18 protein-coding genes are annotated in these 21,290 nt (G+C 70.7%); 2 read left to right on the top strand and 16 right to left on the bottom strand.

Annotation, left to right across the window (positions count from 1 at the left end):
- Positions 1-130: 130 nt before the first annotated feature.
- The 7 genes from F4554_RS13270 to F4554_RS13240 all read right to left on the bottom strand — a co-directional run bounded on the left by F4554_RS13270 (position 131) and on the right by F4554_RS13240 (position 7,696).
- Entirely contained in the window at positions 131-2,872 is a 2,742-nt protein-coding gene (locus tag F4554_RS13270; RefSeq protein ID WP_179787666.1) for a DEAD/DEAH box helicase, read from the bottom strand.
- Positions 2,873-2,948: 76 nt separating this feature from the next.
- Complete coding sequence (locus F4554_RS13265) at positions 2,949-3,833, bottom strand: diacylglycerol kinase (protein ID WP_179787665.1); 885 nt, start codon at positions 3,831-3,833, stop codon at positions 2,949-2,951.
- A gap of 99 nt (positions 3,834-3,932) precedes the next feature.
- Positions 3,933-4,790, bottom strand: a complete 858-nt coding sequence (gene tatC / locus F4554_RS13260; RefSeq protein ID WP_337796016.1) for a twin-arginine translocase subunit TatC — start codon at positions 4,788-4,790, stop codon at positions 3,933-3,935.
- Between the two features lie 52 nt (positions 4,791-4,842).
- Positions 4,843-5,154, bottom strand: a complete 312-nt coding sequence (tatA, locus tag F4554_RS13255; protein WP_179787664.1) for a Sec-independent protein translocase subunit TatA — start codon at positions 5,152-5,154, stop codon at positions 4,843-4,845.
- A gap of 71 nt (positions 5,155-5,225) precedes the next feature.
- On the bottom strand, positions 5,226-5,543 hold the full coding sequence (locus tag F4554_RS13250; protein WP_179787663.1) for a hypothetical protein: 318 nt from the start codon (positions 5,541-5,543) through the stop codon (positions 5,226-5,228).
- A 10-nt stretch (positions 5,544-5,553) separates the two neighbouring features.
- A complete protein-coding gene (locus F4554_RS13245; RefSeq protein WP_179787662.1) occupies positions 5,554-6,600 on the bottom strand; it encodes a helix-turn-helix transcriptional regulator in 1,047 nt (348 codons plus the stop codon).
- Positions 6,593-7,696 carry a helix-turn-helix transcriptional regulator gene (locus tag F4554_RS13240; RefSeq protein WP_337796015.1) on the bottom strand — a complete coding sequence of 368 codons (1,104 nt, stop codon included), beginning with the start codon at positions 7,694-7,696 and terminating at the stop codon, positions 6,593-6,595. The genes F4554_RS13245 and F4554_RS13240 overlap by 8 nt, the downstream gene beginning before the upstream one ends.
- Before the next feature lie 181 nt (positions 7,697-7,877).
- Between F4554_RS13240 and F4554_RS13235 the strand changes: the two genes are divergently transcribed.
- Entirely contained in the window at positions 7,878-8,951 is a 1,074-nt protein-coding gene (locus F4554_RS13235) for a DUF3866 family protein (protein ID WP_179787661.1), read from the top strand.
- 87 nt (positions 8,952-9,038) lie between these two features.
- Here the strand turns inward: F4554_RS13235 and F4554_RS13230 are convergent, their stop codons facing one another.
- The 9 genes from F4554_RS13230 to F4554_RS13190 all read right to left on the bottom strand — a co-directional run bounded on the left by F4554_RS13230 (position 9,039) and on the right by F4554_RS13190 (position 19,985).
- Positions 9,039-10,034 carry an FKBP-type peptidyl-prolyl cis-trans isomerase gene (locus F4554_RS13230; RefSeq protein WP_179787660.1) on the bottom strand — a complete coding sequence of 332 codons (996 nt, stop codon included), beginning with the start codon at positions 10,032-10,034 and terminating at the stop codon, positions 9,039-9,041.
- A 123-nt stretch (positions 10,035-10,157) separates the two neighbouring features.
- Positions 10,158-11,519 (bottom strand): Pup--protein ligase, encoded by a 1,362-nt coding sequence (gene pafA / locus F4554_RS13225; RefSeq protein WP_092658074.1) that lies wholly within the window; start codon positions 11,517-11,519, stop codon positions 10,158-10,160.
- 69 nt (positions 11,520-11,588) lie between these two features.
- The gene (prcA, locus tag F4554_RS13220) at positions 11,589-12,425 is read right to left on the bottom strand and encodes a proteasome subunit alpha (protein ID WP_179787659.1); all 837 of its coding nucleotides are present in this window, start codon (positions 12,423-12,425) and stop codon (positions 11,589-11,591) included.
- Positions 12,422-13,294: a proteasome subunit beta gene (gene prcB / locus F4554_RS13215; protein ID WP_337796014.1), complete on the bottom strand. Its 873-nt coding sequence runs from the start codon at positions 13,292-13,294 to the stop codon at positions 12,422-12,424. The genes prcA and prcB overlap by 4 nt, the downstream gene beginning before the upstream one ends.
- 247 nt (positions 13,295-13,541) lie before the next feature.
- Entirely contained in the window at positions 13,542-13,763 is a 222-nt protein-coding gene (locus F4554_RS13210) for a ubiquitin-like protein Pup (protein ID WP_179787657.1), read from the bottom strand.
- 231 nt (positions 13,764-13,994) lie between these two features.
- The gene (gene dop, locus F4554_RS13205) at positions 13,995-15,506 is read right to left on the bottom strand and encodes a depupylase/deamidase Dop (RefSeq protein WP_179787656.1); all 1,512 of its coding nucleotides are present in this window, start codon (positions 15,504-15,506) and stop codon (positions 13,995-13,997) included.
- Between the two features lie 248 nt (positions 15,507-15,754).
- Positions 15,755-17,506, bottom strand: coding sequence for a proteasome ATPase (gene arc / locus F4554_RS13200; RefSeq protein ID WP_179787655.1), 1,752 nt, complete (start codon positions 17,504-17,506; stop codon positions 15,755-15,757).
- Between the two features lie 290 nt (positions 17,507-17,796).
- Positions 17,797-18,798, bottom strand: coding sequence for a tRNA (adenine-N1)-methyltransferase (locus tag F4554_RS13195; protein WP_179787654.1), 1,002 nt, complete (start codon positions 18,796-18,798; stop codon positions 17,797-17,799).
- Positions 18,799-18,830: 32 nt separating this feature from the next.
- Complete coding sequence (locus tag F4554_RS13190; RefSeq protein ID WP_179787653.1) at positions 18,831-19,985, bottom strand: site-2 protease family protein; 1,155 nt, start codon at positions 19,983-19,985, stop codon at positions 18,831-18,833.
- Positions 19,986-20,268: 283 nt separating this feature from the next.
- Here F4554_RS13190 and F4554_RS13185 point away from each other — a divergent pair, with 283 nt between their 5' ends.
- Positions 20,269-21,234, top strand: coding sequence for a RecB family exonuclease (locus F4554_RS13185; protein WP_179787652.1), 966 nt, complete (start codon positions 20,269-20,271; stop codon positions 21,232-21,234).
- The last annotated feature ends 56 nt before the right edge of the window (positions 21,235-21,290 follow it).

The raw sequence follows: 21,290 nt of genomic DNA, 5'->3' as shown, positions 1-21,290 counted from the left end.
GGCGGTGCCCGGGCCACCGTCGCGGGTGATCCTGACCGCACGCGGTCAGGATCACCCGCCCGGGAGGCTGCGCAGTCAGATGGTCCGGTGGCCAGTCAGGTGCGCGGTCAGGTGCGCAGTCGGCCGTCGGTCAGTCGGCGTCGGAGGCCACCGAGGCGTACGCCACCACCCCGCGGCGCAGCGCCTCCACCGTCGCCCTTGCGGTCCTGCGCAGCACGCCGCCGCCGGCCGCGTCGGCCACCTGGTCGGCCAGGTCGACGATCTGCTTGACCCAGCGCACGAAGTCGCCCGCCGCGAACCCGGTCTCGTCGAGCACGTCGGCCAGCGGCGCACCGGCCGCCCAGCGGTAGGCCGCCCACGCGAAACCGAGATCGGGCTCGCGCAGGAAGTCCAGGCGGAAGGAGTCCTCCAGGCTGTCCAGGTCTCCCCAGATCCGCACCACCGCGCCGAGCGCCTCGCGGGCCGCGCCGCCGGGCAGTTTGGGGGGCCCGACGTCGTCGGGTGTGCGGGACTCGTACGCCAGCGCCGACAGGCAGGCCGCCAGCTCCGGTGGGGTGAGGTCGTCCCACACGCCCTGGCGCAGGGACTCGGCCGCCACCAGGTCGAGCTCGCTGTAGATGCGCGACAGCCGGTCACCGGCTTCGGTGGTGCGGTCGCCGTGGAGGTACTCCAACTCGTCCAGCACCTCACACACCCGGTCGAACTGCCGGGCGATGGTGTTGGAGCGCGACTCCACCCGTCGCTGCAGCCCCTCGGTCTCCCGGGCCAGCTTGAAGTAGCGCTCTGCCCAGCGGGCGTGGTCCTCGCGGTCGGAGCAGCCGTGGCAGGGGTGGGACCGCATCGCCGCGCGCAGGTCCTGCAGCTGCTGGTCGTCCTCGGCGGGCAGGCCGCCGCGGCGCCGCCTGGGGAGGTCGGCGTGGTCGGGCGACTTCTGCCGCAGGGTCGAGGCCAGGTCGCGGCGGTGCTGGGCGTTGCGCGGGTTGAACGACCGCGGCAGCCGCATCCGGGTGAGCGACTCCACCGGCTGGGGGAAGTCCACCAGCGACAGCTTGCGCACCCGGCGGTCCTCGGTCAGCACCGTCGGCCGCGGACCGTCGCCGCCGGCCGCGTGACCGGGGTCGAGGACCACCGCGATGCCCGCCTGCCGCCCGGCGGGGACGGCGATGATGTCACCGGACCGGAGCCGGCCGAGGGAGTCCACCACCTCCGCGCGCCGGTCGGCACGCCGACGCCTGGACTGGGAGTTCTCGTGCTCCTTGATCCGCCGGCGAATCGTGGCGTACTCCATGAAGTCGCCGAGGTGGCACTCCATCCCCTCGTGGTAGCCGTCCATCGCCTCCTCGTTGCGACGGACCTGGCGGACCAGCCCGACCACCGCCCGGTCGGCCTGGAACTGCGCGAACGACGACTCCAGCAGCTCCCGGGCCCGCTCCCGTCCGAACTGGCGGACGAGGTTGACGGCCATGTTGTACGACGGGCGGAAGCTCGACCGCAGCGGATAGGTGCGGGTGGAGGCGAGACCCGCGACGGAGGCGGGCTCGAGTCCGGGCTGCCACAGAACGACGCCGTGCCCCTCGACGTCGATGCCGCGCCGGCCGGCCCGCCCGGTGAGCTGGGTGTACTCCCCCGGCGTGATGTCGGCGTGGGTGTGGCCGTTCCACTTGACCAGCTTCTCCAGCACCACCGACCGCGCCGGCATGTTGATGCCGAGCGCAAGCGTCTCGGTGGCGAACACCACCCGCACCAGCCCCCGCGCGAACAGCACCTCCACGATCTCCTTGAACGTGGGCAGCATCCCGGCGTGGTGCGAGGCGATCCCGCGTTCGAGGCCCTCCAGCCACTCGTGGTAGCCGAGCACCGCGAGGTCCTCCGGCGGCATGTCGGCGGTCCGGGCCTCGGCGTAGGCGCGGATCTGCGCCGCCTGGTCGGGCCGGGTGAGCCGGATGCCGGCGTACAGACACTGCAGCACGGCCGCATCACAGGCCTGCCGGCTGAAGATGAACACGATCGCCGGCAACAGCCCCTCGGCCTCCAGCTTCTCCGCCACCTGCGCGCGGCTCGGGGTGAACGCGATCCGGCTTCCGCCGCGCGGTTGGCGGCCGCGACGAGGGCCGCGGTCGTCGCGGCGGGCGAACCGCCAGTGGTCGCGCACGATCCGGGCCAGCTCCGGGTTGACCTTCGCGCTGTCGCCTGGCTGCCCGGTGTCGGCGAACAGGTCGTACATCCGCCGGCCGACCATCACGTGCTGGAACAGCGGGACCGGCCGGCGCTCCTCCACCACGATCTCGGTGTGCCCGCGCACCGTCGCCAGCCACTCGCCGAACTCCTCCGCGTTGGACACAGTGGCCGACAGCGACACCAGCTGCACCGAGTCGGGAAGGTGGATGATGACCTCCTCCCACGTCGCGCCCCGGAACGGGTCGGCGAGGTAGTGCACCTCGTCCATCACGACGTAGGACAGGCCACGCAGCGTCGAGGAGCCGGCGTAGAGCATGTTGCGAAGGACCTCGGTGGTCATCACCACCACCGGTGCCTCGCCGTTGATCGTGTTGTCGCCGGTCAGCAGGCCCACCCGCTCCAGGCCGTAGCGCTGGACGAGTTCGGCGTACTTCTGGTTGGACAGTGCCTTGATCGGCGTGGTGTAGAAACACTTGCCGCCGGTCTCCAGCGCACGGTGGACGGCGTACTCGCCCACCACCGTCTTGCCCGAGCCGGTCGGTGCGGCCACGAGCACGCCCTTGCCGTCCTCCAACGCGGCGCAGGCAGTGATCTGGAACGGGTCGAATTCGAAGTCGTAGAGCTGTCGAAACGCCTGGAACGAGGTGCCGTTGGCAGCCTGGAACCGGGCGTACCGCTCCGCCGGGGAGCTCATGGCCTCAAGGCTACGGTGTCCCGCCCGCATTCACGCCGGGCCGGGTCGGGCCCACAGCGCGGCGGCAGGTACGGCCTCAGCGCGGCGGCGGGGCGAACACCTGCAGCGCGCCCGGCACGCACTCCACAGTCAGCGGCAGCGGGCCCACCCGCTCACCGTCGGCGTACGCGGTGATCCCCGCCGAGGCGACGCTCACCGTCTTGGCGCGGTACATCGTCACGGCCGGATGCCCGACATGGGTGCCCTTGGTGAGCTTCGGGAAGAGTCGTACGAGTTCGTGCCGGGAGACCGGTCCGATCACCGCGACGTCCAGCAGCCCGTCGGCGGGGTCGGCGCCGGCACAGATCCGCAGCCCGCCGCCGTAGGAGGGGGTCACGCCGACGGCGACCAGCAGCGCGTCCGCCTGCTCCTCCTCCTGGTCGAGTTCGAGGACGAACCGCTGGGGGCGGAAACTGCCCAGCTCCGCGACCACCGCGAGGTCGTACCGCAGCCGGCCGCGCGGCCAGGTCATCCCGGCCACCCGCTCGGCGACGCGGGAGTCGAAACCGGCGCAGAGCACCGTGGAGAACAACTCGTCGCCGACCCGGCCGAGATCCTGTGCCCGGGTGAATCCCGCCACCACGATGTCCGCGGCCGCCAGCGGGTCGCCGACGGGTGCGCCGACGGACCGGGCGAGGTCGTTACCGGTGCCTGCCGGGATCACGCCGAGCGGAGTGCCGGACTCGGCGACCGCCTGCAGGGCAAGGTGCGCCATGCCGTCGCCGCCGATCACCACCAGGCCGTCGACGCCCCGGGCGACCGCCCGGCGAGCGAGATCGGCCGCCTCGTCGGCGTCCCGTCCGGCTTCCCAGCGGGCACGTATACCCGCCTCGGTCAGCCGTTCGGTGACCGGCTCGGCGAGCCGGGCACCGCGGCCGCGGCCGGAGGTGGGGTTGACCAGAACCGCGATCTCTCGGAGCACGCGGCGAGCGTAGCGCCCCCGCCGACCCGCGGCAGCGGCGGTCTCGAACTCACAGGTCGGCGTGACCTGACGGCGGCCGGCGCCTCGGCCGGCCGGTCGTCAGTCGTCGCGGCCGGCGCGTTCGATCCCCTCGATGTCGATGCCCTGGGCGATCAGCTTGGCCTTCCGTCGCCGGTCGGTCAGGCGGGCGATCTGCTCCGATGCCAGGAAGAGGATCGTCATCGGGATGGCCAGGATGAGCATCGTCACCGGGTCGGTGGAGGGTGTGGCGACCGCGGCGAAGACGAAGATGCCGAAGATGATCCAGGCCCGCGCCCTGGCCAGGGTCGCCGAGGACAGCACACCGACGAGGTTGAGCATGACGACGAAGACCGGGATCTCGAACGCGACGCCGAAGACCAGCAACAGCCGCAGGACGAACGACAAGAAGACGTCGACGCTCGGATAGTTGGACACCCCGCTCGGGGTGAAGTCGATCAGGACGTTCAGGCCCTTGGGCATCGCGTAGTAGCCGACCACCACACCACCGATGAACAGCGGCGCGGCCGAGCCCATGAACACCATCGTCCACTTGCGCTCGTTGCGGTGCAGCCCGGGCAGGATGAACGCCCACAGTTGGTACAGCCAGACCGGTGAAGAAATCACCAGCCCAGCGATCAAGGCCACCTTCAGCTGCAGCATCAGCGGGCCGGCGACGTCGCCGAACACCAGCTTGACGTCGACGTTGCGCTGCGCCTGGAGGTTCTTGATGGCCATGTCGAGCGGCTCGCGCAGCAGGTCGAACAGCTGCGGATAGAAGATCCAGCCGAGGATCATCCCGAGCAGGATCGCGCCCACGGCCTTGAACAGCCGCGACCGAAGCTCGCGGAGATGCTCGACGAGCGCCATCCGGCCTTCGGGGTCCGGCGACGGCTTGGAAGGACGCCGGACTCGCAACCGGCCGAGGGACAGGCTCACGACACTCCCAACTAGGCGCCGTCCCGCTCACCGCGGGCCGGCGCGGACTGGCTCACCTGTTGGTGCTGTTGGTGTGCTGGGGGTCCTCGACGGGCTGCTGGACCGGCTGCTGCCCAGGCTGCTGAACCGGCTGCTGGTAGGGCTGCTGCACACCGTTGGTGGTGTTGGGCTGGTGGTAGACCGGCTGCTGGTGCTGCGGAGGCGCTGCGACTTCCTGCGGCTTCTCCTCGTCGCGGACCTCCGACTTGAAGATCTTCAGCGCCTGGCCGAGGCCCTTGGCGGTCTGCGGGAGACGGGTCGCACCGAAGAGCAACACCAGGACGACCCCGATGATGATCAGCTCGGTCGGTCCAAGAGATCCCATGATTAGCCTCTCAGTCGGTGATTCTCGCTCGATGGTACGCCCTGATCCCCCGAACGAGGGGTCAGGTCGGTTCAGCCTCCGTGACCGGCCCCGGCCGTGGCGCGCCGACGCGATGAGGTCGGACCACGACGTTCTGTGAGGCGTTCCCGGTGTCTGCCGGCCCCGCGTACGGGTTCACGTCGACCCCTACCCGGTGTCGGCCGGGGCCTCGCCGGTGCGGCTTCGGCGTCTTCGTCGCCCGACCGCTCGGCGGCGATCTGCAGCTTGCGTTCGGCCGCGGCCAGCTCCGTGAGCACTCCCTTGGCCCGGCGCCACAACCAGACACCGAGCAGGGAATAGAGAACCACCGCGAACACGGCGATTCCCCCGAAGATCAGGACCCACATCACGCGGAGCAGACTAACGCATGCCCTGGCGGGGCTCGGCGGCGTCGGCGGCACCGGTCACCCCGGTTGTTTCGTACGCCGCGAGCGCGTCCACCGCGTCCTGGCGGACGGCCTCGGCGAGCTCGGGCGGCTCCACCACCCGGGCCCCGCCGCCCAGGCGGAGAGCCAGCCGCCGCAGCCACCGCGGGTCGGCCACCCGCAGCCGGACCCGCAGCGAGCCGTCCCGCAGCTCGGTGACCTGCTCGCACGGGTAGTATTCCGCCACCCAGGCCGCCGACGGCTCCAGCTCCAGCGTGGCCACGGGGTAGTCCGGCGAGGAGCGGAACAGTCCCTCCGACAGGTCACGTGGCCGGGCCTGCGGCGGCGGTGCGGCGGGCTGGTCGAGCACCCGCACGTCGCTCACCCGGTCCAGGCGGAACAGCCGGACGTCCTCGGCCCGGTGACACCAGCCCTCGAGGTAGGTCCACCCCTCCGCCTGCAGCAGGCGCATCGGGTCGACGTCGCGTTCGGTGGTCTCGTCGCGGTAGGGCACCCAGTAGCGGAGGTGGACTCGCCGGCCCCGGGCCAGGGCGTCCTGGAGGATCTGCCGGACCTTCGGGTCCTCGGCGGCGTCGACCCGGACGGCCACCTTGTCCAGGCCCGCGTCGACCTGCCCCGCGGCCCGCTCCAGGCGGTCGATCACCGGATCGAGCAGCGCCCGCTCCGCCTGGCCGCCGGACTCCCGCAGGACGCGCAGCGCCACCAGCAGCCCGAGTGCCTCGTCCGCGGTCAACCGGAGCGGCCGGGCCAGGAACTCGGCGTTGGACACGTGGATGACGCCCTCGCCCTCCACGGCGTCCATGTCGACCTCGATGTAGTCGCCGGGCATCATGCCGGGCAGACCACAGAACCACAGCACACCGAGGTCGGACACCAGCTGCTTCTCGCTGATGTGGAAGGTCCGGGCCACGTCGGCGACCCGGGCGCCGGGATGGGCCAGGAGGTACGGCAACAACGCGAGCAGGCGGCGCACCTGCTCCTTCGCGCCACCGGGGCCGGCCGTGCGGGTGGCCTCAACCATCGTGGGCCACCTCCACCAGCAGCCCCTTGAGGTGCCGGATCACCGCCTCGCGCAGGTCGGGCGGGTCGAGGGCGACCGCGCCCGCGGCGTACCCGGCGATCTCCTCGGCGAGGGTCACCGGGTCGGAGAAGCCGACCTCGAGGACGTCCCAGCCGCTGCCGTCGGGACTGACCGACGACGCCCGCCTGCGCAGGCCGTGCCCCGCGCCGGCGCGCACCCGAATCCGGGCGGTGCGGCGCAACTCCTCCTGCGGGGACATCCGGGCCGCCTCGGCGCGGATGTCGACCCCCTCCGGAACGGTGAACGCGCCCGGACGGCCCACCGGCCGAACCGGCCCGGCGATCCGGGACAACCGGAACATCCGGGTCGCCGCCCGGTCGCGGTCGTGCCCCAGGACGTACCACCGGCTGCGCCAGTTGAGGATCCCCCACGGCTCGAGCGTGCGGTGCTGCGCGCCGCCGGCACCGGGCCGGCGGTAGTCGAAGGAGACGACCGTGCGCGACTGCACCGACCGCCACAACGGCTCGAACGCCGGCTCGCTGGCCGGAAGCCGCGGCTCCAGCGTGGTCACCGGGCCCGTGTCGGCGCCGGTGTCCGCACGCACGTCGGCGCCCGCGTCGGGGACCTGCCCAGGCACCGCTGAGGAAGCCTGCGCGGTCGATGAAGCTGCCGAAGGCGACGCGGAACTGCCCGGCGCAGCGGCGGCGCCCGCCACGAATCCGTCGGCACCGAGCTTGAGCACAGCCCGGGAGGTGGCCTCGGCCAGGCTGGCGTGCTCCCACACCCGGGCGGCCAGGCCGAGCACGGCGGCCTCCTGGGCGGTGAACGTCAACGGCGGCAGCTCGAACTCGCTCCGGCGGATGCGGTAGCCCACCTCGTCGTCGAATCCGCTGGCCACCGAGCCGACCTCGATCGGAATGCCGAGGTCGCGCAACTCGTCCTTGTCGCGCTCGAACATCTTCTCGAACGCCTCAGGGGTCTGCTCGCGGTAGTCCTCCACCAGCTGGCGTACGCGGGCCTTGGGCACGAAGTGGTGCGAGACCAGCAGGCAGATGACGAGATTCATCAACCGCTCGGACTTGCGGGGCGCTGCCACGCGCGTCACCCCTTTCCGCGCGGCTGGTGCACTCGAGCCACTTCGAACAGACTAGCGACCACCGACGTGAGGCTATCGCACCCGAAGTGCGACACGGCGCGAAAGTGCACAGGCACGCCGAAGCACTCCGAAGCGCTCCGAACCACTCCGGACCAGGACCGAGCCGGTAGCGTCGCCCCCTGTGATCCGATGGCGGGAAGGTGTCGCCGGCCAGGTCCGCCGGTCGTGGGCCGGAGTGGTGGAACTCGACGTGGACACCGGCGAGGGGGTGCTGCCCGCGCTGGCGTACGTCGATCTGGTGGGCCGGCCCGAGCCCGGCGACCGTGTCCTCCTCAACACCACCGCCTACCACCTGGGCCTGGGCACCGGTGGGTTCGCCCTGGTCGTGGCCGTACCCGACCGGCTCCCGGCCGACCCGGACGGGCCCGGGCATCTGGTCAAGGCCCGCTACACACCGCTGCAGACCACGGTGCTCGGCATCGACGAACCCGACTCCCCCGCGCACGACCTGCTGGCCGACGCCGACGACCTCGCCGGCATGCCGGTGGTGGTGGCCGATCTGCACTCCGCGCTGCCGGCCGTACTCGCCGGGCTGTACGACGCCGCGCCGGAGGCGTCGGTGGCGTACGTCATGACCGACGGCGCGGCCCTTCCACTCGCGTTGTCCCGCACCGTGGCCGGGCTGGCACGGGCGGGCTGGCTACCCGCCGGCACGGTCACCGTCGGCCAGTCGTTCGGCGGCGACCTCGAGGCGGCCACGGTCCACACCGGCCTGCTCGCGGCCCGGTTGGTGCTCGGCGCGGACGTCGCCGTCGTGACCCAGGGGCCCGGGAATCTCGGCACCGGCACCCGCTGGGGGTTCACCGGGGTGGCGGTGGGCGAGGTGGTCAACGCGGTGGCCGCCCTGGGCGGCCGGGCGGTGGGCGCGCTGCGGTTGTCCCAGGCCGATCAGCGCGTACGACACCAGGTGGTCTCCCACCACAGCCTTACTGCGTACGGCCGGGTCGCGCTGGCCGCCGCCGACCTCGCGGTGCCCGACCTGCCCGGCGACTTCGGTGACCAGGTGCGCGCACTCGTGGAGCCGCTGCGCGATCGGCACCGACTGGTGAGGACTCCCGTCCACGGCCTGGAAACCGCGCTGGCCCGCAGCCCGGTCGCGTTGTCGTCGATGGGTCGCGGGCCGGAGCAGGATGGCGCCTACTTCGTCGGCTGCGCGGCCGCCGGACGCCACGCCGCCCGGCTTCTCCTCGGCTGAGGAGAGGCCGGGCGGCGCCGGTTGTTCGGTTCTTCGTTTGTTCGTGCCGTTGTGGGTTCGGCGGTGGCCCGCCGTGGCTGGCCGGCGTCAGTTGGCGCCGAGGATGTCCACCACGAACACAACCGTGTCGGTCTTCTTCACGTCGGTCTGCGGAAGGGCCTGGCCGAAGCCCTGGTCCGGCGGCAGGACCAGCAGCACGCGGCTGCCGACGGTCTGGCCGACCAGGCCCGCGGTGAGCCCCTTCACCGGAGTCCGGGTGAGCGGGAGGTTCTCGTAGCTGCCGCGCTGCCAGGAGGAGTCGAACGGCTTGCCGGTCCGCCAGTTGACGGCCATGTAGTGCATGTTGATCGTCTGCTTGGCGGTGACCTTCGGGCCCTTGCCCTTGATCAGCGGCTGCGAGACGAGCTTCTTCGGGGCGGTCGCACCCTTGGGGATGGTGATCGCGGTCGGGATGTCCTTGGCGTCGGTCTTCACCGTGGGCAGGCCCTTCGGCGGGGTGACCTTCGTGCCCTCGGCCTTGCTCAGCGGCTTGTAGGCCTTCTTCACGTCGATCACGAACACCAGACTGTCGGTGCCCTTGATGCCGGCCTGCGGCTGGCCGTTGGCGCCGTAACCGTCCTTCGGCGGGATGGTGATGAGCACCCGGCTGCCGACCGGCTTGCCGACCAGGCCGGTCACGAAGCCGTTGATCAGCTTGCCCTTGGCGAGCCCGAACGAGGTGGGGCCGCCGTTCTTCCAGGACGAGTCGAACTCCTTGCTGTCCCGGCCGTTGATGCCCACGTAGTCGACGACGACCTCCTGGCCCTCGGCGAGCTTGGCGCCGGAGCCCTCCTTGATCACCTTGGACTGGGTGGAGGCGACGCTGAACGGCTTGTCGAAGGTGACGGTGGGCTTCTTGCCCAGGTCACCGGCGACCTTGACCGCGTCGATCGTGCTGGTCTTCTGCTTGGCGGGTGCGGTCGCCTCGGCCGACTTGGTGGCCTTGTCGGACGAACCGGACGAGTCGGTCGAGTCGGACGAGCCGCACGCGGCGGTGACGACGAGCAACGACGTCAGTAGGGCGGCTATCAGGCCACGACGCACTGGGAACACCTCGGAATCGGGAGACGGCACAAACAGTCGACCACACTAGACCGGGAACCTTAGACGTCCCTGAGCGACCCGCGGGCGTACGGAACGTGACAAATCCGGGGGTCGCGGATGATTTCACATGCTCTGGATGAGCTTTTCCACCCGCTCGTCGACGCTGCGGAACGGGTCCTTGCACAGGACCGTGCGCTGGGCCTGGTCGTTGAGCTTGAGGTGCACCCAGTCGACGGTGAAGTCACGGCGGCGCTCCTGGGCACGCTTGATGAACTCACCGCGTAGCCGGGCCCGGGTGGTCTGCGGCGGGACCGACTTCGCCTCGAACACCTCGAGGTCGTTGGTCAACCTCACCATCTGGCCGCGGCGCTCGAGCAGGTAGTAGAGCCCGCGGTCGCGGTGGATGTCGTGGTAGGCCAGGTCGAGCTGGGCGACCCGTGGGCTGTTCAGCGACAGGCCGTGCTTGGTGCGGTAGCGGTTGACCAGGCGGTACTTCGCCACCCAGTCGATCTCGCGGTCCACCAGAGTCAGGTCGCCGGAGTCGACCGCCTTCAGCGTGCGTTCCCACAGGTCGAGCACCTTGGTCACCAGCGGCGTGGCGAGCTCGCGGCGCTCGACGAAGTCGCGGGCCTTGGTGAAGTACTCCTCCTGGATTTCCAGCGCGCTGGCCTCGCGGCCGTTGGCGAGCCGCACCTTGCGCCGGCCCGTGATGTCGTGGGAAATCTCGCGGATCGCGCGGATGGGGTTTTCCAGCGTCAGGTCGCGCAGGACCAGCCCGGACTCGATCATCCGGAGCACCAGGTCGGTGGCACCCACCTTCAGCAGGGTGGTCGTCTCCGACATGTTGGAGTCGCCGACGATGACGTGCAGCCGACGGTAACGCTCGGCGTCGGCGTGCGGCTCGTCGCGGGTGTTGATGATCGGGCGGGACCGGGTGGTGGCCGAGGAGACGCCCTCCCAGATGTGCTCGGCCCGCTGGCTGACCGCGTAGACCGCGCCGCGTGGTGTCTGCAGCACCTTGCCGGCGCCGCAGATGATCTGCCGGGAGACGAGGAACGGGATGAGCACGTCGGCCAGCCGGGAGAACTCGCCGTGCCGGCTGACGAGGTAGTTTTCGTGGCAGCCGTAGGAGTTGCCGGCGGAGTCGGTGTTGTTCTTGAACAGATAGACGTCCCCGGCGATGCCCTCCTCGCGCAACCGCCGCTCGGCGTCGACGAGCAGGCCCTCGAGGATCCGTTCCCCCGCCTTGTCGTGCGTCACCAGGTCGATGATCGAGTCGCACTCGGGAGTGGCGTACTCGGGGTGGCTGCCGACGTCGAGGTAGAGCCGGGCGCCGTTGCGCAGGAAGACGTTGCTGCTCCGCCCCCAGGACACGACCCGCCGGAAGAGGTAACGGGCCACCTCGTCGGGCGAAAGCCGCCGCTGACCGCGGAAGGTACAGGTGACGCCGTACTCGTTCTCGAGGCCGAAGATGCGACGGTCCATGGTCACCACACTATGTCGTCGTGGCGTCGCAGGGGCGGAGCGAGCGAAGTTGATCTGGTCACGATGCGGCTACGCAGGTCCCCCGGGCTGCTCGCCGGGCGGCGTGTCGCCGGATGTCCCGCCAGGCGGGCTGTCCGGGGTCTCACCGGACGCACCGCCGGGTGTGGTGTCCGACGACTGCGCCGGGGCCGAACCAGGTGCAGCGGACTCCCCTGCGGTGAGCAGCCGCTCCAGGGCCGGACCCACCAGCCGGCGGAACTTCCGCTTCTGGACGCGGGTGCGGTCGAGCACGGCCACCTCGAGCTGGTTGGCGTCGAGCCGGCGGTTGCCGTTGCCGTCCTGGCCGAGTGCCTCCACCGCGAGGGCGAGGGCCACCGACAATGACCGGCCCGGCTGGTAGCGGCGCTCCAGGAAGGCGTTGATCTGCTCGGCGGAACCACCCATGGCCGCGAAGCCGCGTTCGTCGGCGACCGACCCGTCGTAGGTCAGGCGGTAGATCTGGTCCTGCTCCGCGGACTCACCGACCTCCGCGACGAACAACTCGACCTCGTAGGGCTTCTCGGCGACGCTGGAGAAGATCGTGCCCAGCACCTGGGCGTAGAAATTGGCCAGGCCGCGGGCGGTGACGTCACGTCGGTCGTACGAATATCCGCGCATGTCCGCGCTGCGGACACCGGCCACGCGGAGGTTCTCGAACTCGTTGTAGCGGCCGACCGCGGCGAACGCGATCCGGTCGTAGATCTCGCTGATCTTGTGCAGCGCTGGTGAGCGGTTCTCCGCGACCAGCACGATGCCGTTGTCGTACTGCAGCACGGCCACACCGCGACCGCGGGAGATGTTCTTCCGGGCGAAGTCCGCCCGGTCCTTCATCTGTTGTTCGGGCGAGACGTAGAACGGCATCGTCATCGGGCGTCACCGCTCTCGTCGTGGGGGAACACCGGTGCGGACGGACCGTCGGGGCGGCGCATCCGCCCGGCCAGCAGGCGCTCCACGAACGCGGCCACCTCGTCGTCGGGCAACCGGTGGAAGCCCGCGTCGCTGACTGTCGCGACCATGGGGTAGATGCGGCGGGAGACGTCCGGTCCGCCGGTCGCGGAGTCGTCGTCGGCGGCGTCGTACAACGCCTGCAGGCATCCGCCGACGGCGTCGTCACGGCCGGCCTCGGAGTGGTAGAGCTTCTTCAGCGCGCCACGGGCGAACACCGAACCCGAACCGATCGAGTGGAACTCACGCTCCTCGTAGCGGCCACCGGTGATGTCGTAGGAGTAGATCCGGCCGTGGCCGGTCTCCAGGTCGTAGCCGGCGAAGAGCGGAACCACCGCGAGACCCTGCATGGCCAGCCCGAGGTTGGACCGCAACAGCAGGCCCAGCCGGTTGGCCTTGCCCTCGATGGACAACGTTGTGCCCTCGAGCTTCTCGTAGTGCTCCAGCTCCACCTGGAACAGCCTGACCAGCTCAGCGCCGACGCCCGCGCTGCCGGCGTAACCCACCACGGAGTATTCGTCCGCGGGGAACACCTTCTCCACGTCGCGGACCGCGATGACGTTGCCCATCGTCGCCCGCCGGTCACCGGCCATCACCACGCCGCCCTCGTAGGTCGCGGCCACGATGGTGGTGCCGTGTGGCACCTCGTCGCCCACCGCCGCGCCGGGTGGTGTCCGACCACCGGGCAGCATCTCCGGCGCGTGCGCGCCCAGGAACTCGGCGAACGACGAGGTCCCGGTGGCGAAGAGAGCGTCGGGAAGACGCCCGGCGCCTGCTCGATCGGTGCCCACACCTCTCCTTCCAGTCCTGCTGGGTGTGTCGTGGTGTCCCCGGCGGATCGTCACCGGGCTCATCCGGAAACCTACCGGGGCGCGGCGACATACGGGGCATGAGACCTGAGGTCCGTGCGGCCTCAACCGGCAACCTGTGTGACCGCGACGGCCGGTCGAGCGTGGCGAGCACCAGGCGGACGCCCGGTGTGCCGCGGACCGGCCGCGCGGTCGCGAACCTGCCGTCGAGGAACCGGCCGGCCAGGTGCTACTGGCCGCCCTTCTGGACGAAGCTACGCACGAAGTCCTCGGCGTTCTCCTCCAGCACCTCGTCGATCTCGTCCAGGATCGAGTCGACGTCCTCGTCGATCTGGTCCTTGCGTTCCTTGGTGGCCTCGTCGGCCTGGACGTCGGTGAGCTCCTCTTCCTCGGAGCCCTTGCGCGTGGTGCGGTGCTGCTGACCGCCCGCGCCGCCGTCTCGTGTTCCCATCTCGCCCCTCCCCGACCTACTCCACAGGGGTTGCTTTGGTACCGCCTACCTGGACCTTACAAGCGCATACCGACTAGGGGCAGGTACCCAGCGCACCAGACTCGACACCCTACGGGCTTTGCCGGGCAAAACGGGACGAACGGCAGTCTCCCGTAGGTCCTGAGGACCGGGCTCAGGGGCCGGATCCGGCCCATCTCCTATGGTCTGTCCGCGGGACAGGCCGGACGGGCCCTAGCCACCCGTGATGGCGCGGACCAGCTCCTCCGCTGTCCGGCAGCGGTCCAGCAGCCGGCCGACGTGGGTGCGGGTCCCCCGCAGCGGCTCCAGGGTGGGAACGCGCTGCAGCGACTCGTTGCCCGGGAGGTCGAAGATCACCGAGTCCCACGATGCGGCAGCCACGTGCTCGGAGTACTGCGCCAGGCACCGGCCGCGGAAGTAGGCGCGGGTGTCCTCCGGCGGCTGCTGCACGGCGCGCTCGATCTCCGCGTCGGTGAGGATCCGGGCCATCCGGCCGCGCTCGACGAACCGGGGATACAGGCCGCGCTCGGGCCGCAGGTCGGCGTACTGCAGGTCGACCAACTGGAGCTTGGGGTGGCTCCAGTCCAGCCCGTCCCGCTCGCGGTACTGCTGCAGGACGGCCAGCTTGGCCACCCAGTCCAGCTCGCGGGACAGCGACATCGGGTCGGACTCCAGGCGGGTCAGCACCGACTCCCAGCGGTCCAGGACGTCCCTGGTCTGCGGGTCGGTGTCGGCGCCGCTGCGGTCCTCGACGTACTTGCGTGCGTTTTCGAGGTACTCCATCTGGAGCTGGACCGCGGTCAGCTTGCGGCCGCTCTTCAGGGTCAGGAGATGGCGCAGGCTCGGGTCGTGCGAAACCTCGTGCAACGAGGTCACCGGGTGCTCGACGCTCAGGTCGGTGGTGAGGAAGTCGTCCTCGATCATCGCCAGCACCAGCGCCGTCGTGCCGGCCTTGAGGTAGGTCGCCACCTCCGACAGGTTGGCGTCGCCGATGATGACGTGCAGGCGGCGGTACTTGTCGGCGTCGGCGTGCGGCTCGTCGCGGGTGTTGATGATCGGGCGCTTCAGCGTGGTCTCCAGGCCCACCTCGACCTCGAAGAAGTCGGCCCGCTGGCTGATCTGGAAGCCGTGTCGGCTGCCGTCCTGGCCGAGCCCGACCCGCCCGGCCCCGCACACGACCTGCCGGCTGACGAAGAACGGCGTGAGGTTGCGCACGATGTCGGCGAACGGGGTCGACCGCGCCATGAGGTAGTTCTCGTGGCAGCCGTAGGAAGCGCCCTTGTTGTCGGTGTTGTTCTTGTAGAGCAGGATCGAGGTCGACAGCGGCGGCTCGGCCGCCCGCCGGGAGGCCTCCAGCATCACCCGCTCACCCGCCTTGTCCCACAGGACGAGATCGCGCGGGTTGGTCACCTCCGGCGAGGAGTACTCCGGGTGTGCGTGGTCGACGTAGAGCCTTGCCCCGTTGGTGAGGATCGCGTTGGCGAGCCCCACCTCCTCGTCGGTGAGCTGGCTGTCATCGGCCACGTCACGAGCAAGGTCGAAGCCCCGCGCGTCGCGCAGCGGGTTCTCCTCCTCGAAGTCCCACCGGGCGCGGCGGGCACGGATCACCTTGCCCGCGTAGGCGTTCACGACCTGGGAGGACGACAGCATCGGGTTGACGGTCGGTTGCCCGGCGACGGAGATGCCGTACTCGGTCTCCACGCCCATTACCCGGTGCACGCTCATGGGACTCCTCGTCGCCTGGGTGGCATCGCCCGCGTCGCCACGAGCCGGACGGCTCCCGCCCCCTCCCGGCTCCTCTTACGAGCGTACGCGGACAAGCCGTGTGTGTAGGGCAGGGTTAGCCGATTGTCGCCGGAGATACCGGTCATGACGCCCGCGGGTGTCCCACTCGGTCGAGCGGGACACCCGCGGGTCTGGGTACTCGTCGTGTCCGCCGGCAGGCGGCCGGCGGAGGTCGGTCCGGTGGTCCGTCAGAGGTACTGGCCGGTGTTGGCGACCGTGTCGATCGAGCGACCGGCGTCGGCCCCTTCCTTGCCCTGGATGAGCGTACGGATGAAGACGATCCGCTCGCCCTTCTTGCCCGAGATCCGCGCCCAGTCGTCGGGGTTGGTCGTGTTGGGCAGGTCCTCGTTCTCCTTGAACTCGTCAACGCAGGCCTGCAGCAGGTGCTGGACGCGCACGCCCTTCTGCTGCAACTCGAGGAAGTCCTTGATGGCCATCTTCTTGGCCCGGCTGACGATGTTCTCGATCATGGCGCCGGAGTTGAAGTCCTTGAAGTACAGGACCTCCTTGTCGCCGTTGGCGTAGGTGACCTCCAGGAAGCGGTTCTCCTCCAGCTCGGAGTACATCCGCTCCACGGTGCGCTGGATCATGCCGCTGACGCAGGCGTCCCGGTTGCGGCCGAACTCGCCGAGGTCGTCCTCGTGCAGTGGCAGGGTGGCGGTGAGGTACTTCGCGAAGATGTCCCGGGCGGCCTCGGCGTCGGGGCGCTCGATCTTGATCTTCACGTCCAGCCGGCCCGGCCGCAGGATCGCCGGGTCGATCATGTCCTCGCGGTTGGAGGCGCCGATGACGATGACGTTCTCCAGCCCCTCCACACCGTCGATCTCCGACAGCAGCTGCGGGACGATGGTGTTCTCGACGTCGGAGGACACGCCCGAGCCGCGGGTGCGGAAGAGCGAGTCCATCTCGTCGAAGAACACGATGACCGGCGTGCCCTCGCCGGCCTTCTCCCGGGCCCGCTGGAACACCAGACGGATGTGCCGCTCGGTCTCACCGACGTACTTGTTGAGCAGCTCGGGGCCCTTGATGTTGAGGAAGTAGCTCTTCCCCTCGGTCTTGGCGTCGCGCATCGCCACCTGCTTGGCGAGGGAGTTGGCGACGGCCTTGGCGATGAGCGTCTTGCCGCACCCGGGCGGACCGTACAGCAGCACGCCCTTCGGCGCCTTCAGCTCGTGCTCGCGGAACAGGTCGGCGTGGAGGTAGGGCAGCTCCACCGCGTCGCGGATCTGCTCGATCTGGTTGCGCAGACCGCCGATGTCCTCGTACTGGATGTCGGGGACCTCTTCGAGGATCAGCTCCTCGACCTCGGTCTTGGGGATCCGCTCGTAGACGTAGCCGGAGCGGGGCTCGAACAGCAACGAGTCGCCGGCCCGGATCGGGGTGTCCCGCAGGGGCTCGGCGAGCCGGGCGATGCGCTCGTCGTCGGTGTGCCCGATGACCAGCGCGCGGTCGCCGTCCTCCAGCAGTTCCTTGAGCATGACGACTTCGCCGACCTGCTCGTAGGACAGCGCGCGGACGACGTTGAAGGACTCGTTGAGCATGACCTCCTGGCCCGGGCGGAGCTCGTCGAGGTCGATGCTGGGGCTGACCGTCACCCGGAGCTTGCGGCCACCGGTGTAGACGTCGGCACTGTCGTCGTCGTTTCGGTTGATGAAGATTCCGAAGCTCGCGGGCGGCTGGGCGAGTCGGTCCACCTCGTCCTTGAGGGTGACGATCTGCTCCCTGGCTTCCCGCAATGTCCCCGCCAGGCGTTCGTTCTGTGCGGTGACGTTGGCCAGCATGGCCTGCGCCTCGGCGAGCCGCTGCTCGAGTTGCCGGCTGTCACGCGGCTGCTCCGCGAGCCGGCGGCGCAGTGCCGCGACCTCTTCCTCGAGGTAGGTGACCTGGCTGGCGAGCTCGTCCGGCGAGCGCGCCTCGCGTCGGTCGTCTGGTGCGGGCACGTCCCTCACCTCCCCAGTCACTGTGCTTGTCCGCGCCCATGCAACCGCATGAACGCGGATCCCGCTGGTGTCCGCGCCGAGCCGGTGCGCCGACGCCTCTGACCTTATATCTCCTCACCACCGACAGGTCACGCCCACAAGTCAGAACGTCACAAACCGATGGCGAATCGTGGCCGTTTCTTACACGCCAGGGGCCTACGGCCTTCCACAGTACGGGCCAGGGCCATCTTCGCCACCACGTTCGCCGGCACATCCGGTGTCCGGGTCCGCCCGTGTACGCCCACCTCGGGTCAGTCCACCTGCTGGCCCGCGGGCCGCGGCCCGTCGTAGTTTTCGCCGTAGGCGCCGGGTGCCGGGCGGCGACGGCGGCCGGGTGCGCTGACGCCGGGAGCGAGCCTGCGGGTGGTCACCAGGAAGCCGGTGTGACCGATCATCCGGTGGTCCGGCCGGACGGCCAGCCCCTCCACGTGCCAGGTGCGCACCATCGTCTCGCTGGCCTGGGGCTCGGTGAAGCCGCCGTGGGCCCGTGCCGTCTCGACAGTCCGCGCGAGCTGGGTGGTGGTGGCGACGTAGCAGCACAGCACGCCACCGGGCACCAGCGCCTGGGCCGCCCAGTCGACGCACTCCCAGGGCGCGAGCATGTCGAGCACGATCCGGTCCACCCGTGGCCGGGTGGGAGCGCTCACCACGTCGCCCACGGTGAGATCCCACGTCGGCTGGGGCCCGCCGAAGAAGCGTTCCACGTTGCGGCGGGCGATCGCGGCGAAGTCGTCCCGGCGTTCGTACGACGAGACCCGGCCCTCCGGGCCGACCGCGCGCAGCAACGCACAGGTCAGCGAGCCTGAGCCCGCACCGGCCTCGACCACGTGGGCGCCCGGGAAGACGTCCGCGGCGACCAGGATCTGGGCGGTGTCCTTGGGGTAGACCACGGCCGCTCCGCGCGGCATAGCAAGGACGTAGTCGGACAGGAGCGGCCGCAGCGCGAGATACGGGACACCTCCTGTCGACTTGACCACGACACCCTCGGGCTGACCGATCAGGTCGTCCAGGACGATTCCGCCGCGATGGGTGTGGAACGTCTTTCCCGGCTCCAGCGTGACCAGGTGCTTGCGTCCCTTGTGGTCCTCCAGCCGGACCTGCTCACCGGCCAGAAGCGGCCGGGCGCCGGCGGTGTCCTCGGTCAGCTCGCCGGACTCGGACGCACCGGGCTCGCCGGGCAGGTCGGCCGGGTCGCCGGTGAGGTCCGGCGGGGAGGCGGGAAGGTGCTCGGCGGAGGGATCGGTCGGGGACATGACGGGCAGCGTAACCAGGGGTTCGGACCAGCTCAGGTGCGGGCCAGCGCCCCGTCGACGTCGGCGGTGGCCAGCACCCCGAAGACCCGTCCGTCGGGCTCGACCAGGAGGTACTCCGTGGCGGGGGTGCCACCCATCGCCCGGACCAGCGCCTCGCCGGTGAGGCGTACGTCGAGCACCAGTCCCGGCTCGATCCGGCGGGCGACGTCACCCACCGAGATCCACGGCCGCCGGTGCTCGGGTGTGGCCAGCACCGCGGCCTCGCTGACCAGGCCGGTCGGACGGCCGTCGCTGCCGACGACCACCAACGAACCCGCGTGCGCCTCCTGGGCGCGCCGGACCGCCTCCGACAGGGGAAGTTCGGAGGCCACGGGCACTCCGCGCCGGGCGAGCGTGCGGGCGTGGATGGCCGGGAGCTTCCGCCTGATCTTCGCGCTCATCAGCGCCTGACTGGAGCCGGCCCACATGAACATCGCCAGGAAGACGCTCCACACGATGTACAGCAGGCTCGGTGATCCCCCGGTCCTGGCGAGGACCGTCCACGGCAGGAGCAGCACGACGGCGGCGACCACGCGGCCGGCCCAGCCGGCGACGGCGGTGCCGAGATGCGGCTGCTTGGTCACCGCCCACACTCCCGCGCGCAGCAACCGGCCGCCGTCCAGCGGGAGCCCTGGCAGCAGGTTGAACAGGCCGACCAGCAGGTTTGCCCAGGCGAGCTGGAACAACGCGAGCTCGAGCAGTGCGGGGCCGGACACCGCGGTGTGGCCGAGCGCGGCCAGGCCGCTGATGCCCAGCGAGGTCAGCGGCCCGACGACGGCGACGGCGAACTCCCGCCACGGCGTCTGCGGCTCGCTCTCGATCTCGGACAGGCCGCCCAGGAACTGGAGGGTGATCGCCCGCACCGGCAGGTCGAACTTCCTGGCCACCAGGACGTGGGCGATCTCGTGCACCAGGACCGAGGCGTAGAGCAGCACGGCGAACCCGAGCGCCGCCACGAACGACCAGACACCGAGACCGGGCACCTGCTCGTCGACGACCGGCCGGAAGACGTACGCGATCAGCAGTGCGACCAGGATCCAGGAGAGGTTGACGTAGACGGGAACCCCGACAACCCGCGCGATCTGGACCGCGCCGGGTCGGCGCTGCGCCTCTCGGGGCGGGTTGTTCTTCTCCACGTCGTGCACCATCGCCTGTCTCAGCCTGCTTCCGTCGGGGTGCGCGGACTCGACGTCCGGCGAACGACCAGGTCACGTGGGATGTTCCCGAGGGATCCTCCCCGGCCCGGCAACGGCCCCGGCCCGGCCGGTGCCGGCGCGGTGCCGTGCAGAGGTTTCCAAGTCGTCGCGCCGCGGGCGAGGGGACACGTTACCGCCTGACCCCACCCGGCGGCGCGGTCGCGGTCGGAGCGGCGCAGATCGGACACCCGCTCCTCCGCGGACCTGTCGGTGGGGTGTCCTACAGTTTCGGGCCATGGCGACAGCGAGCGAGGCGGCGACCACGACGGTGACCACGAACGCGGATCCGAGCCCGAACGCGGACGGGAACGCCCGACCGGCGATCCCGCTCGCGGTGCTGTCACCCTCACGGGCCAGCGACTTCCTCACCTGCCCGCTGCGTTACCGCTTCCGGGTGATCGACCGGCTACCGGAGCGGCCGAGCCCGGAGGCCGCCCGCGGCACGGTGGTGCACGCCGTTCTGGAGCGGCTGTTCGACCTGCCCGCCGGTGGGCGCACGATCGACGAGGCGTGCACGCTGGTCCGCCCACAGTGGGACCGGCTGGTCGAGGCCGAGCCCGAGTTGTCGGAGCTCTTCGGTGACGACGAGGGCGGGTTCGACCCCGAGCGGCTGGAGAGTTTCCTCGCCGGCGCGCGGGGGCTGCTCGACCGCTACTTCACGTTGGAGGACCCGACCAGGCTGGAGCCCGCCGAGCGGGAGATGTACGTCGAGTGCGAACTGGACTCCGGCCTGCGGCTGCGGGGCTACATCGACCGGCTCGACGTCGCGCCCGACGGGGCACTGCGCGTCGTCGACTACAAGACGGGGCGGGCGCCCGGGCCCGGTTACGAGCAGCGGGCGATGTTCCAGATGCGCTGCTACGCACTGATGCTATGGCGGCTGCGCGGTGTCGTACCCCGGCTGCTGCAGCTGGTCTACCTCGGCAGCGGCGACGTGCTGCGCTACTCCCCCGACGAGGCCGACCTGCGCGCGACCGCACGCAAGCTGCAGGCGCTGTGGAACGCCATCGAACGCGCGCACACCACCGGCGAGTGGCGCGCCAGCCCCGGCCCGCTCTGCGACTGGTGCGACCACAAGTCGCGGTGCCCCGCGTGGGGCGGCACGCCTCCCCCGCTGCCCGCGCCCGCCGACACCGACCCGATGCCGACCCAGGACACCTCCGAGGCCCCGTCACCGCACGCCTCCGCGGTCGACCTGTAGCCCGTGCCCAGCCACCCCCGGAGCCTGGAAGTGGCGCCGTGAGCCCGGCCGCCTAC

This window comes from Actinopolymorpha rutila (assembly GCF_013407855.1).
In the GTDB taxonomy this organism is placed as follows: domain Bacteria; phylum Actinomycetota; class Actinomycetes; order Propionibacteriales; family Actinopolymorphaceae; genus Actinopolymorpha; species Actinopolymorpha rutila.
This window is presented reverse-complemented; position numbering and strand designations above follow the sequence as displayed.